The organism is Xanthomonas sp. DAR 80977 (genome assembly GCF_041240605.1).
Classification (GTDB): Bacteria; Pseudomonadota; Gammaproteobacteria; order Xanthomonadales; family Xanthomonadaceae; genus Xanthomonas_A; species Xanthomonas_A bundabergensis.
The window spans coordinates 4,007,118-4,021,138 of sequence record NZ_CP162487.1 but is presented as its reverse complement, the minus strand read 5'-3'; the positions used below and the strand labels follow the sequence as shown (position 1 = coordinate 4,021,138).

The window sequence follows — 14,021 nt, the reverse complement described above, 5'->3', positions numbered from 1 at the left end:
CCTTCCCCCGATGGGAGAAGGGGACGTCTTCGCTTTTTTCCCCACTTCGTAGCCAGCCATGAACAGCCACTACCGCACTTCCCTGCCAGGCACTTCGCTGGATTACTTCGACGCGCGCGCCGCGGTCGATGCGATCCGGCCCGGCGCCTATGCCACGCTGCCGTACAGCTCGCGCGTGTTCGCCGAGAACCTGGTGCGGCGCTGCGATCCGGCCATGCTGGACGCCTCGCTGACCCAGTTGATCGAACGCCGCCGCGACCTGGATTTCCCGTGGTTCCCGGCGCGCGTGGTGTGCCACGACATCCTCGGCCAGACCGCGCTGGTGGACCTGGCCGGGCTGCGCGATGCGATCGCCGACATGGGCGGCGATCCGGCCAAGGTCAATCCGGTGGTGCCGGTGCAGCTGATCGTCGATCACTCGCTGGCGGTGGAGTGCGGCGGCGCCGATCCGCAGGCGTTCGCGAAGAACCGCGCCATCGAGGATCGCCGCAACGAAGACCGTTTCCACTTCATCGACTGGACCAAGCAGGCGTTCCAGAACGTGGACGTGATCCCGCCGGGCAACGGCATCATGCACCAGATCAACCTGGAGAAGATGTCGCCGGTGGTCTACGTGCAGGACGGCGTGGCCTTCCCGGATACCTGCGTGGGCACCGACAGCCACACCCCGCACGTGGATGCGCTGGGCGTGATCGCCATCGGCGTCGGCGGGCTGGAAGCGGAGAACGTGATGCTCGGCCGCGCCTCGTGGATGCGCCTGCCGGACATCGTCGGCGTGGAGCTGACCGGCCGGCCGCAGCCGGGCATCACCGCCACCGACGTGGTGCTGGCGCTGACCGAGTTCCTGCGCGCGCAGAAGGTGGTCGGCGCCTATCTCGAATTCTTCGGCAGCGGCGCCGCCGCGCTGACCATCGGCGACCGCGCCACCATTTCCAACATGTGCCCGGAATACGGCGCCACCGCGGCGATGTTCTACATCGACCAGCAGACCATCGACTACCTGCGCCTGACCGGGCGCGAGGACGCGCAGGTCGCGCTGGTGGAGCACTACGCCCGCACCGCCGGGCTATGGGCCGATGCGCTGGCGACCGCGCAGTACGAGCGCGTGCTGCGCTTCGACCTGTCCACGGTGGTGCGCAACATGGCCGGCCCGAGCAATCCGCACCGGCGGGTGGCGACCGCCGAGCTGGCCGAGCGCGGCATCGCCGATGCGTCCAAGCTCGATGCCGGCAAGGCCGAGCAGGCGCAGGGCCTGATGCCCGACGGCGCGGTGATCATCGCCGCCATCACCAGCTGCACCAATACCTCCAATCCGCGCAACGTCATCGCCGCCGGCCTGCTGGCGCGCAACGCCAATGCGCGCGGGCTGCAACGCAAGCGGTGGGTCAAGACCTCGCTGGCGCCCGGCTCCAAGGCGGTGCAGCTGTACCTGGAAGAAGCCGGCCTGCTGACGGAGCTGGAAGCGCTGGGGTTCGGCATCGTCGCCTTCGCCTGCACCACCTGCAACGGCATGAGCGGCGCGCTGGACCCGGCGATCCAGCAGCAGATCATCGACCGCGACCTGTATGCCACCGCGGTGCTGTCGGGCAACCGCAACTTCGACGGCCGCATCCACCCCTACGCCAAGCAGGCCTTCCTGGCCTCGCCGCCGCTGGTGATCGCCTACGCCATCGCCGGCACCGTGCGCTTCGACATCGAGAAGGACGTGCTGGGCGTGGACGCCGCCGGCAATGCCGTGCGCCTGAAGGACATCTGGCCCAGCGACGCCGAGATCGACGCGGTGGTGAAGGCGGCGGTGAAGCCGGAGCAGTTCCGCCGCGTCTACAACCCGATGTTCAACGTGCGCGTGGAGCACGGCGCCCCGGTCAGCCCGCTGTACGCCTGGCGCCCGCACAGCACCTACATCCGCCGCCCGCCGTACTGGGAAGGCGCCTTGGCCGGCGCCCGCACGCTGCGCGGCATGCGCGCGCTGGCGGTGCTCGGCGACAACATCACCACCGACCACCTGTCGCCGTCCAACGCGATCCTGGCCGATAGCGCGGCCGGCGAATACCTGGCCCGGATGGGCGTGCCGGAAGAGGACTTCAACTCCTACGCCACCCACCGCGGCGACCACCTCACCGCGCAGCGCGCCACCTTCGCCAATCCGCAGCTGCTCAACGAGATGGCCGTGGTCGATGGCCAGGTCCAGCGCGGTTCGCTGACCCGGCTGGAGCCGGAAGGGCAGGTGCTGCGCATGTGGGAAGCGATCGAGACCTACATGGCGCGCAAGCAGCCGCTGCTGATCGTGGCCGGCGCCGACTACGGGCAGGGCTCCTCGCGCGACTGGGCGGCCAAGGGCGTGCGCCTGGCCGGGGTCGAGGCGATCGTGGCCGAGGGCTTCGAACGCATCCACCGCACCAACCTGGTCGGGATGGGCGTGCTGCCGCTGGAGTTCCTGCCCGGCACCACGCGCAAGACCCTGGGCATCGACGGCAGCGAGACCTTCGACGTGCTCGGCGCGCGCACGCCCGGCGCCACGCTGACCCTGGCCATCACCCGCAACGACGGCGCGCGCGTGGAGGTACCGGTGACCTGTCGCCTGGACACCGCCGAGGAACTGGCGATCTACGAGGCCGGTGGCGTGCTGCAGCGTTTCGCGCAGGATTTCCTGGACATGTCGAAAATCGCCTGACCCGTTCGTCGGTGTCATCGGGCGCGTGCCATCCTGTGCGCGCCTTCACCGATGAGGACACCATCATGAGCAAGGGCAATACCGGTACCGTCCGCCTGCACCGCGTCCTGCGCGCTCCGGCCGAGCGCATCTACCGCGCGTTCCTGGAACCGGCGGCGCTGGCCAAATGGCTGCCGCCGCACGGCCACACAGCCACCGTGCATGCCCTGGAGGCGCGCGTGGGCGGCAGCTTCAGGATCTCCTTCCACAACCTCGGCACCGGCACCGGCGAGTCCTTCGGCGGCACCTATCTGGAGTTGGTGCCGGGCGCGCTGATCCGCCACACCGATACCTTCGACAACCCGGACCTGCCCGGCGAGATGATGGTGACGGTCAAGCTGCGCACGGTGGCCTGCGGCACCGAGCTGGACATCGTCCAAGACGGCATTCCCGAGCAGATCCCGGTGGAGTTCTGCTACCTCGGCTGGCAGGAGTCGCTGAGCCTGCTGGCGCTGCTGGTCGAAGCCGAAATCCCCGCCACCCCCTGAGCCGTTCCCTCCATTCGCGTCGATCGGAAACTCCCATGTCCCACGTTCCCCAACTCCGCATTCCCGCCACCTACATGCGCGGCGGCACGTCCAAGGGCGTGTTCTTCCGGCTGCAGGATCTGCCGGCTGCCGCGCAATCGCCCGGCGCGGCGCGCGATGCGCTGCTGCTGCGGGTGATCGGCAGTCCCGATCCCTACGCCAAGCAGATCGACGGCATGGGCGGGGCCACGTCCAGCACCAGCAAGACGGTGATCGTGGCGCCGAGCGCGCGCGCGGACCACGACGTGGACTACCTGTTCGGGCAGGTGGCGATCGAGCGCCCGTTCGTGGACTGGAGCGGCAACTGCGGCAACCTGTCGGCGGCGGTCGGTCCGTTCGCGATCGCCGCCGGCCTGGTCGATGCCGCGCGCGTTCCGCACGACGGCACGGCCACGGTGCGGATCTGGCAGGCCAACATCGGCAAGACCATCCTGGCGCACGTGCCGATGGCGGGCGGTGCGGTGCAGGAGAGCGGCGACTTCGAACTGGACGGGGTGACCTTCCCGGCGGCCGAGATCCAGCTCGAATTCCTCGATCCGGCCGCGGACGAGGACGGCGCCGACGGGGCGATGTTTCCCACCGGCAACCTGGTCGATACGCTGGAGGTGCCGGGCGTGGGGACGTTCGAGGCGACACTGATCAACGCCGGCATCCCGACCATCTTCCTCGACGCGCAGGCGCTGGGCTACCGCGGCACCGAGCTGCAGGACGCGATCAACGGCGATGCGCAGGCGCTGGCCCGGTTCGAGACGATCCGCGCCTACGGCGCGCTGCGCATGGGCCTGATCGCCACGCTGGACCAGGCGGCCACGCGCCAGCACACGCCCAAGGTCGCCTTCGTCGCGCCGCCGGCCGACTACCTGGCCTCCAGCGGCAAGCCGGTCGCCGCCGCCGACATCGACCTGCTGGTGCGGGCGATGTCGATGGGCAAGCTGCACCACGCGATGATGGGCACCGCGGCGGTGGCGATCGGCACCGCCGCGGCGATCCCCGGCACGCTGGTCAACCGCGCCGCCGGCGGCGGCACACGCAGCGCGGTGCGCTTCGGCCACCCCTCGGGCAGCCTGCGGGTCGGCGCCGAGGCGCGCCAGGTGGACGGCCAGTGGACCGTCACCAAGGCGCTGATGAGCCGCAGCGCGCGGGTGCTGATGGAGGGCTGGGTGCGGGTGCCGGGCACTGCTGCTTGAGCCGCCCGGCCTTGCCGCCGCCTCGGCGAGGCGATGTCCGCGGCGGCAGGACGCGGCTCAGGTGCAGTCCGCGTTGAGGGACGGGTAGGCGGTGCTGATCAGCCACTTGCCGGCGGTGCCTGTCTTGCCGGGGGAATTGGCGTACCAGAAGCAGACCTTGACCGGAACGAACGCCTGCCAGGCCGTGCACACGCCGTTGGCCGCCGCCGCGGTGCATGTCCAGCCCTGGGTGATGCCGACGCTGGCCGCATCGGCGATGTCCTTCGCGCCGCCGCTGGTGCCGCAGTTGGCGTGGGTCCCGCCGGCGGCGGCCCACTTGGTGAAGGCGCCCTTGAAGGCGTTCCAGTCCGCGAACGCCGATTTTCCCTTCTGGCTGTCGGCGCCGCTGGGCGGGAGCGGGGTGGTGGCGTCCTGCATGTGCAGGCCCACATGCCCGCCCTTGCCGCCGGCGTCGCGGTTGTCGATGTCCGAGAGGCTACTCGCGACGACATTGACGTTGCTGGTGCAGGTCCCGGCACGGGCGGACAGGACCGGCAGCGCCGCGCACAGGGCGGCGGCGAACAAAAAACGACGTGGTGACATGAGGTTGCTTCCGATGGCGGCGCGGATGGCGCCCTCTCAAGACGCACCGGCCGCAGGTCTGTGAACGCAGCGGCCCCCGGCGTGCGCGCCGGGCGGGCATGGGCGGCGCTTGCCGCGGCCTGCCATGCCGCGCGCCTTAACGCGTTCAAGTGACCGGGCCATGCAAAGCATGTGTATTTTGTGTTAATTATGTTGCGGCGCGGCATCGCTTGCCGGCGACGCGCACCTCCCCGCTCTTGCCCATTCCACTCCGGAGTTCCCATGTCCGCCAGTTGGTCCCTGCGCACCAGCGCACTCGCCGTCGCCGTCGTTTCCGCCCTCTCGTTCTCCGCCGCCGCCCAGCAGGCGGACAGCAGCGACGGGGTCGCCCGCCTGGATACGGTCAAGGTGACCGCCGAACGGCGTTCGGAAGATTCCAAGGACGTGCCGATCTCCGCCAGCGTGCTGCGCCCGGAATACCTGGACGCGATCGCCACCAGCGGCTCGGACGTGCGCGTGCTGGCCGGCAAGGCGCCCAGCCTCAATGTCGAATCCTCCAATGGCCGCGTGTTCCCGCGCTTCTACATCCGCGGCTACGGCAACACCGATTTCAACACCTACGCCTCGCAACCGGTGTCGCTGGTGTACGACGACGTGGTCGCCGAGAACGCGTTCCTGAAGGGCTTCCCGATCTTCGACCTGGAGAGCCTGGAAGTGCTGCGCGGCCCGCAGGGCACGCTGTTCGGCCGCAACACCCCCGCCGGCGTGGTCAAGTTCAACTCGGTCAAGCCGACCATCGGCGCCAACGACGGCTACGCCAGCCTGTCCTACGGCACCTACGGCACCATGACCATGGAAACCGGGCTGAGCATCGCCATGGGCGACAAGTGGGCCGCGCGCGTGTCGGCGCTGGGCCAGCGCCGCGACGACTGGGTCGACAACACCGTGGACAACCGCTCGTTCGAGGGCTACACCGATTCGGCGGTGCGGGTGCAGCTGCTGTTTCAGCCGGGCGAGGATTTCAGCGCGCTGTTCAACGCGCATGCGCGCCACCTCGACGGCACCGCGCGGCTGTTCCGCGCCAACATCTTCCAGCCGGGCAGCAACAAGCTGGTCGACGGCTTCGATCCGGACAAGGCCTCCATCGACGGCGGCAACACCCAGGAACTGCAGACCTACGGCGGCAGCGCCAACCTGACCTGGGACCTGGGCGACATCGTGCTGCACTCGATCACCGGCTACGAAGGCATCGGCAAGTACTACAGCCGCGGCGACATCGACGGCGGCTACGGCGCGGTGTTCGCGCCGCCGTCCGGCCCCGGGGTGATCGCGTTCCCGGTGGAAACCGCCGGCGGCATCAAGAACCTGGACCAGTACTCGCAGGAGCTGCGCGCCGAGTCGCAGTACGCCGGCCCGGTCAACTGGCAGGCCGGCCTGTACTACTTCCACGATTCGGTGGAAGGCGAGAACTACACCTACAACACCCTGGGCGGCGGCACCCTGAGCAGCTACCAGCTGACCCGCCAGCGCAACACCTCGTGGGCGGCGTTCGGCTCGCTGAACTATGCCGCGACCGACCGCCTGGACCTGCGCGCCGGCATCCGCTACACCTACGACAAGAAGACCTTCGACGTGCTGGCGCTGGACCGCGTCACCCTGCTCGAGCCGTCCACCGGCAGCACCGACAACTCCAAGGTCACCGGCGACGTCAGCGCGACCTACACCATCAACGACGACGTCAACGTCTATGCCCGCGCCGCGCGCGGCTTCCGCGGCGCCAGCTTCGGCGTGCCGTCGGCGACCGCGCCGCTGACCGTGGCCGCGCCGGAGACCGTGGACTCCTACGAGATCGGCATCAAGTCCGACCTGTTCGACAAGCGCGCGCGCATCAGCTTCGACATCTACGATTTCCGGGTGAAGAACCAGCAGCTGACCGCGGTCGGCGGCACCTCCAACGACGTGCGCCTGCTCAACGCCGACAAGTCCAAGGCGCGCGGCGCCGAGTTCGACTTCGAGGCGCTGCTCACCCAGAACCTGCGCTTCACCCTGGGCGGCGCCTACAACTGGACCCGCATCGAGGATCCGACCCTGTCGGTCGGCGTGTGCCGCACCTGCACCGTGACCGATCCGCTCAACGCCGCCGGCAACGCCATCATCGACGGCAACGTGCTGCCGCAGGCGGCCAAGTGGATGGGCAACGCCACGCTGCGCTACGGCATCCCTGTGGGCGACGACGCCGAGTTCTTCTTCTTCACCGACTGGTCCTACCGCAGCGAGATCAACTTCTTCCTGTACGACTCGCGCGAGTTCGTCGGCCAGCCGCTGCTCGAGGGCGGCGCCAAGATCGGCTACAACTGGGGCGCTGGCGCGTACGAGGTGTCGGTGTTCTGCCGCAACTGCACCAACCAGATCCGCGCCACCGGTGCGATCGACTTCAACAACCTCACCGGCTTCATCAACGATCCGCGCATCGTCGGCGCGCAGTTCCGCGCCAACTTCTGATCGGCGCGGCGGCACTGCGGTGAACCACGGACCGCCGGCTATCATGCCGGCGGTTTCTTTTGGCGGGAGGCGCGCATGCGCAATCTGAAAGGGTGGGCGGCGCTGGCGCTGCTGGCGTTGGCGCCGATCGCGGCAGCCGCCACTGCGGCGGACCCGGCCACCACGCCGGTCGCGACGCAGAAGGTGGTGGTGTCCACCGATATCGGCGACGACATCGACGATGCCTTCGCGCTGGCGCTGCTGCTGCGCAGCCCGGAACTGGACGTGCTCGGCATCGCCTCGGCCTGGGGCGATACCGGGCTGCGCGCGCAGCTGCTGCAGCGGCTGTTGCGGCAGGCCGGGCGCAGCGCGATCCCGCTGGCGATCGGCCAGCAGACCGCCAGCGCCATCCCCTTCAGCCAGGAGCGCTGGGCGGCGCAGGGCACGCGGCCGCGCAACGCGCCGGACGCGGCGGAGTTCATCCTGGCGCAGGCGCGGCGCCATCCGGGCCAGGTCACGCTGCTGGTGCTGGGTCCGCTGACCGACGCGGCGCGCGCGCTGCAGCGCGACCCGCAGGGCTTCGCCATGCTCAGGCAGGTGGTGCTGATGGGCGGCTCGGTGCGCGCCGGCTACGGCAAGTCGCGCTACCGCCCGGCGAACCCGCCGGCGCCCGAGTACAACATCGTGTCCGACATCGGCGCCGCGCAGCGCGTGTTCGCCGCCGGCGTGCCGCTGGTGATGCTGCCGCTGGACGCGACCCAGGTGACCCTGGAGGAACCGGAGCGGGTGGCGCTGTTCGCGCATGGCGATCCGCTGACCGACGCGCTGACCCAGCTCTACTACCAGTGGCGCGACACCGACCAGCCCTGGGCCAGCGCCACGCCGACCCTGTTCGACGTGGTGCCGGTGGCGCAACTGCTCGACCCGGGCCTGTGCCCGACGGTGCCGCTGCGCATCGCCGTCGACGACCAGGGGTATACGCGGGAAGTGCCGCCTGGCGGTGAGGCAGGTGGCGGGGTGGACGGTCGCCAAGCCGCAAGTGGCGCCGCCAACGTCCAGGTCTGCCTGGCGCTGGACCGGCCGCGGCTGATCGCGTTGTACATGCAGCGCCTGTTGCGCTGAGGCGGCGGCGAGTCCAAGGCTTCGTTCGTCGCGACTGAAGCCGCTCCTACAGGGAGCCGCGGCCAACTCGCCGGGTGCACTGTGGCAGGGACTTCAGTCCTGACTGCATCGGGGCTGGGCGAACCGTGGGCACCCGGCCGATGCACCCGCAACAGGAGCGCCGGAATCGCCGCGTGCGCGGCCTGGCCGGTGGCGCTGCCCCCGCCGCGCAACCCGCTCGCCAGGCGCCGGCGAACGCCGCGTTCGCGATCGCCATGCCGGCCCTCCCGCCGTCGCGCCGGCGTTCTATACTCGCGCCACTTTCACGGAGCGAACGTATGCACACGGATTCGAAGCGGCAGTGGCGCCTCCTGCGCGCGGGGCTGTTGAGCACCTTCCTGCTGCTGGGCCTGGCGCTGGCGCTGGGCGGCTGCAAGCGCAACGAATCCGGGCAGTTGCCCGACGCCAGCGGCGAACCGGTCAAGGGCCAGAAGGAAGCGATGAAGGGCTTCGGCCTGGTCCGCGCCTATCCGGACCAGAAGCGCGACGGCCTGTCGCTGGCGCTGGAATTCTCGCGGCCGCTGGTCGGCACCCAGGACTTCGACAAGCTGCTGCGCTTCGAGGAGAAGGTCGGCACCGACGACAGCGCCTGGTCGCTGTCCGACGACGGCAAGACCCTGCGCTATCCGTACGTGGAGGCGGCCAAGGACTACACCGTGCTGATCTCCGCCGACCTGCTCGCCGCCGACGGCAGCCGCCTGGGCAAGCCGCTCAAGCAGAAGGTCTATACCGGCGAACTGGAGCCGGCGGTCGGCTTCGCCTCGCAGGGCAGCGTGCTGCCGGCGCGCGAGAGCCGCGGCCTGCCGGTGGTCTCGCTCAACGTGCCGGAAGTGGACGTGGAATTCATGCGGGTCAAGGAAGGCTCATTGCCGGCGTTCTTCGCCCAGTACCAGCGCGGCGGCCGCCGCGGCAGCTGGGAGATGGACAGCGACTACAGCGACCACACCCCGATCTCGCAGCTGGCCGAGTCGGTCTACGTCAACCGCTTCGTGCTCGGCGGCGACAAGAACGAACGCGCGCTGACCTATCTGCCGATCCAGGAGATCAAGGAACTGCAGGCGCCGGGCCTGTACTTCGCGGTGATGAAGCGCCCGGGCCGGTTCGAGAACGAATACGACACCGCGTTCTTCACCGTCAGCGACATCGGCCTGCACGCGCGCGCCTACAAGGACAAGCTGTTCGTGCACACCGCCTCGCTGCAGAGCGGGGAGCCGCTGAAGAAGGTGGAGCTGCGCGTGCTCGACGCCAAGGGCGAGCTGTTCCTGAAGGGCGAGACCGACGCCAACGGCAACGCGCTGCTGAACTACACGCTCGACGCCGGCCAGGTGCTGGTGGCGCGCAGCGGCACCGACCTGTCGATGCTGCCGTTCAACCAGCCGGCGCTGGACCTGAGCGAGTTCGCCGTGGCCGGGCGCGAGAACGCCTGGTTCGACGTGTTCGCCTGGTCCGGCCGCGACCTGTACCGCCCCGGCGAGACGGTGCGCGTGTCGGCGCTGCTGCGCGACAACGACGGCAAGCCGGTGGCGACCAGCGGCAAGGGCGCGCAGCCGGTGTTCCTGCGCCTGAAGCAGCCCGACGGCAAGATCTTCCGCGAGACCCGCCTGCAGCCGGGCGAACAGGGCTATTTCAGCTTCGAGCAGCTGATTCCCGCCGATGCGCCGACCGGGCGCTGGCAGGTCGAGTTCCGCACCGACCCGGCCAGCAAGGAAGCGGTGCAGGGCATGACCCTGCGCATCGAGGAATTCCTGCCCGAGCGCATGAAGCTGGACCTGGACAGCGCGCAGAAGACGCTCAAGCCGGGCGAGCCGTTCAAGCTGCAGGCCACCGCCGCCTACCTGTACGGCGCGCCGGCCGACGGCAACCGCTTCACCGCCAAGCTGGCGGTGGCGGTCGAGCAGCATCCGGTGGAGGCGCTGCCGGGCTATTTCTTCGGCGACCCGACGCTGCAGCTGCCGCGCGAAGCCAAGGACGTGATCGATACCGAGTTCGGCGCCGACGGCAAGATCGCCGAGGACCTGGCGCTGCCGGACGAGGCCAAGCCGACCAGCACCATCGCCGCGCTGGTCTCGGCCAGCGTGTACGAGACCGGCGGGCGCACCGTCACCCGCACGCTCAAGCGCGTGCTGTGGCCGGCGCCGGCGCTGGTCGGCGTGCGTCCGCTGTTCGACGACAAGGACGGCGCGGATTCCAATGCCAACGCGCGCTTCGAGCTGATGCGGGTCGACGCGCAGGGCAAGCCGCAGCCGGCCAAGGGGCTGAAGGTGACCCTGGTGCGCGAGCTGCGCGACTACCACTGGGCGTTCACCGACAACCGCTGGGACTACGACTTCACCCGCCGCTTCGAGAACAAGCAGAGCATCACCGTCGATGCCGGCAGCGGCGCGGCCAAGTTCGACTTCCCGGTGGAGTGGGGCGAGTACCGGGTGGACGTGTTCGACCCGTCCACCGGCCTGACCACGCGCTATCCGTTCCGCGCCGGCTGGAGCTGGAACGACGAGAACCGCGGCCTGGATGCGCGCCCGGACAAGGTCAAGCTGGCGCTGGACAAGACCGGCTACAAGGCCGGCGACACGCTCAAGGTCACCCTGACCCCGCCGCATGCCGGCCCCGGCGTGCTGATGGTCGAGAGCGACAGGATGCTGTACGTGCAGGACATCGACGTGAAGCCGGGCAGCAGCTTCGAGATCCCGGTGACCAAGGACTGGGAGCGCCACGACGTCTACGTCACCGCGCTGGTGTTCCGCGGCGGTTCGGCGCCGAGCAAGATCACCCCGGCGCGCGCGGTCGGCGTGGCCTTCGTGCCGATGGAGCGCAAGACCCGGCGCGTGGCGGTGGGCCTGGTCGCGCCCAAGCAGATGCGCCCGGAGCAGCCGCTGCCGGTCACGGTCAGCGTGCCGGAACTGGCCGGCAAGCAGGCGCACGTGACCATCTCCGCGGTCGACGTGGGCATCCTCAACATCACCCGCTTCCCGGTGCCCGACGCCAACGCGCAGTTCTTCGCGCAGCGGCGCCTGGGCGTGGACGCCTACGACATCTACGGCCGCGTGATCGAGAGCTTCGAGGGCGGCACCGGCAAGCTGCGCTTCGGCGGAGACATGGCGCTGGCGGCGTTGCCGCAGGCCAAGCGCCCGACCGCGCGGGTGCAGACCGTGGACCTGTTCTCCGGCTCGGTGAAGCTCGACGCCAAGGGCAACGCGCGGGTGCAGCTGCCGGTGCCGGACTTCAACGGCACGCTACGGGTGTCGGCGCTGGTGTATTCGGACGAGCGCTACGGCAACCGCGACGTGGAGACGCTGGTGCGCGCGCCGATCGTGGCCGAGGCCAGCATGCCGCGGGTGATGGCGCCGGGCGACCGCAGCACGGTCACCCTGGACGTGCAGAACTTCACCGGGCAGCCGGGCGAGTTCAAGGTGCGGGTGGACGGCGAAGGCCCGCTGGCGATCGCCGAGAACGCGCGCAGCGCCAAGCTCGGCAAGGACGGCAAGGCCACGCTGAGCTTCCCGCTGGTGGCGCAGGAGGGCTATAGCGTGGCCAAGGTGCGGGTGCGGGTGGACGGCAACGGCTTCGCCGTGGACCGCCGCTACGACCTGCCGGTGCGCGCGGCGTGGCCGTCGGTGCTGCGCGCGCAGACCCGCGTGCTGGATCCGCTGGCGCCGGTGACGCTGGGCATGGCCGATGCCGAGGGCCTGATGGCCGGCTCGGTCAACGCGCGCATGCTGGTCAGCGCGTTGCCGCCGATCCCGTTCGCCAGCGCGCTGCAGGGCGCGCTGGAGTACCCGTACGGCTGCGCCGAGCAGACCACCAGCAAGGGCTACGCCGCGCTGCTGCTCGACGACGCCACCGCCAGGCTGCTCGGCGCCAAGGGCCTGGACGCGGCCACCCGCCGCGCGCGCATGGAAGGCGCGTTCGGGCGGCTGGCGTCGATGCAGATCTCCAGCGGCCACTTCTCGATGTGGGGCGACGACGGCTACGTCAATCCGGGCCTGACCCCGTACATCGCCGAGTTCCTGCTCGACGCCAAGGACGCCGGCTTCGCGGTGCCCGACAACGTGCTGCAGAAGGCGCTCAACCGGCTCAGCGAGGACCTGCTGTCCGGCGGCAACAACTTCTACGGGCAGGACCGCCGCGAGAACCTGAAGTTCGCCAACCAGGCCTGGTCCGGCTACGTGCTGGCGCGGGTCAACCGCGCCCCGCTGGGCACGCTGCGCGCGCTGTACGACAACGACCGCGGCAAGGCGCTGACCGGCCTGTCGCTGGTGCACCTGGGCGTGGCGCTGTCGCTGCAGGGCGACAAGAAGCGTGGCGAGGCGGCGATCGCGGCCGGCTTCGCCAAGGACAGCGGCGACCGTCCGCCTTACTTCGGCGACTACGGCAGCGTGATCCGCGACGACGCGCTGATGATCGCGCTGCTGCACGAGCGCGGCCTGGCCAAGCCCGAGTACGACGCGCGCGCGGTGGCGCTGGGCCGTGAGATCGACGCGCGCCGCCGCGGCGGCTGGCTGTGGCTGAGCACCCAGGAGCAGGTGGCGCTGGCGCGGATGGGCAAGGCGCTGCTGGCCAACCAGAGCAAGCTGGTGTCCGGGCAGCTGGCGATCGGCGACAGCAGCGAGGCGATCGGCGCGGCCAAGGCCTTCGGCCGCCTGTTCGGCGAGGCCGAGCTGGCGCGCGGGGTCAGCTTCGTGCCGCAGGGCGAGGCGCCGATGTACGCCAGCCTGGAAATCGCCGGCATCCCGCGCAAGGCGCCGGAGGTGGACGAGAGCACGCTGAAGGTGGAGCGCGAGTGGTACGGCACCGACGGCAAGCCGTGGACGCCGCGGCCGCTGAAGGAAGGCGAGGCACTGATCGTGCGCGTCACCGTCACCTCCAACGTGAGCATGCCCGACGCGCTGTTGACCGACCTGCTGCCGGCCGGTCTGGAGATCGAGAACTTCAACCTGGGCGACGCCAAGCAGTGGGCCGATGTGGTGGTGGACGGCATCGAGATCAGCGACCGTTCCAACGCCGCCGACGTCAAGCACGAGGAGTTCCGCGACGACCGCTACGTGGCCGCGCTGAGCCTGGCATCGGGCAGCAAGGCGCAGGTGTTCTACCTGGTGCGTGCGGTGACCCCGGGCACCTACACGGTGCCGCCACCGCTGGTCGAGGACATGTACCGTCCCGACCTGCGCGGGGTGGGGCGCAGCAACCCGGGCACGATCAGCGTCGTGCAGCCCTAGCGAGCGACGGCCGGGGCGCGCGCCCGCGCGCAGGCCGCGGGTAAGAACGGAGACGACGATAGGGCCCTTGCGGCCCTATCGTCGTTTTGGCGCACGCACGATGCCGGGGGCGCGACGCCGTGGCGTACGCCTTGCGCCGCCATCGCCCGGTCAGCGGCGACGGCTTGCACGGCAT

7 protein-coding genes are annotated in these 14,021 nt (G+C 70.1%); 6 read left to right on the top strand and 1 reads right to left on the bottom strand.

Annotated elements, in window-relative coordinates:
- Positions 1-58 precede the first annotated feature (58 nt).
- The 3 genes from acnD to prpF all read left to right on the top strand — a co-directional run bounded on the left by acnD (position 59) and on the right by prpF (position 4,427).
- Positions 59-2,674, top strand: coding sequence for a Fe/S-dependent 2-methylisocitrate dehydratase AcnD (gene acnD / locus AB3X10_RS16865; protein ID WP_369976518.1), 2,616 nt, complete (start codon positions 59-61; stop codon positions 2,672-2,674).
- A gap of 65 nt (positions 2,675-2,739) precedes the next feature.
- Positions 2,740-3,201, top strand: a complete 462-nt coding sequence (locus AB3X10_RS16860) for an SRPBCC family protein (RefSeq protein ID WP_369976517.1) — start codon at positions 2,740-2,742, stop codon at positions 3,199-3,201.
- Between the two features lie 35 nt (positions 3,202-3,236).
- On the top strand, positions 3,237-4,427 hold the full coding sequence (prpF, locus tag AB3X10_RS16855; protein ID WP_369976516.1) for a 2-methylaconitate cis-trans isomerase PrpF: 1,191 nt from the start codon (positions 3,237-3,239) through the stop codon (positions 4,425-4,427).
- 57 nt (positions 4,428-4,484) lie between these two features.
- Here prpF and AB3X10_RS16850 read toward each other — a convergent pair whose 3' ends face one another.
- Positions 4,485-5,009, bottom strand: coding sequence for a hypothetical protein (locus AB3X10_RS16850; protein WP_369976515.1), 525 nt, complete (start codon positions 5,007-5,009; stop codon positions 4,485-4,487).
- Positions 5,010-5,270: 261 nt separating this feature from the next.
- Between AB3X10_RS16850 and AB3X10_RS16845 the strand changes: the two genes are divergently transcribed.
- The 3 genes from AB3X10_RS16845 to AB3X10_RS16835 all read left to right on the top strand — a co-directional run bounded on the left by AB3X10_RS16845 (position 5,271) and on the right by AB3X10_RS16835 (position 13,846).
- Positions 5,271-7,490, top strand: coding sequence for a TonB-dependent receptor (locus tag AB3X10_RS16845; RefSeq protein WP_369976513.1), 2,220 nt, complete (start codon positions 5,271-5,273; stop codon positions 7,488-7,490).
- A gap of 75 nt (positions 7,491-7,565) precedes the next feature.
- Positions 7,566-8,591, top strand: a complete 1,026-nt coding sequence (locus AB3X10_RS16840; protein ID WP_369976512.1) for a nucleoside hydrolase — start codon at positions 7,566-7,568, stop codon at positions 8,589-8,591.
- 317 nt (positions 8,592-8,908) lie between these two features.
- Positions 8,909-13,846, top strand: a complete 4,938-nt coding sequence (locus AB3X10_RS16835) for an alpha-2-macroglobulin family protein (protein WP_369976511.1) — start codon at positions 8,909-8,911, stop codon at positions 13,844-13,846.
- Positions 13,847-14,021 lie beyond the last annotated feature (175 nt).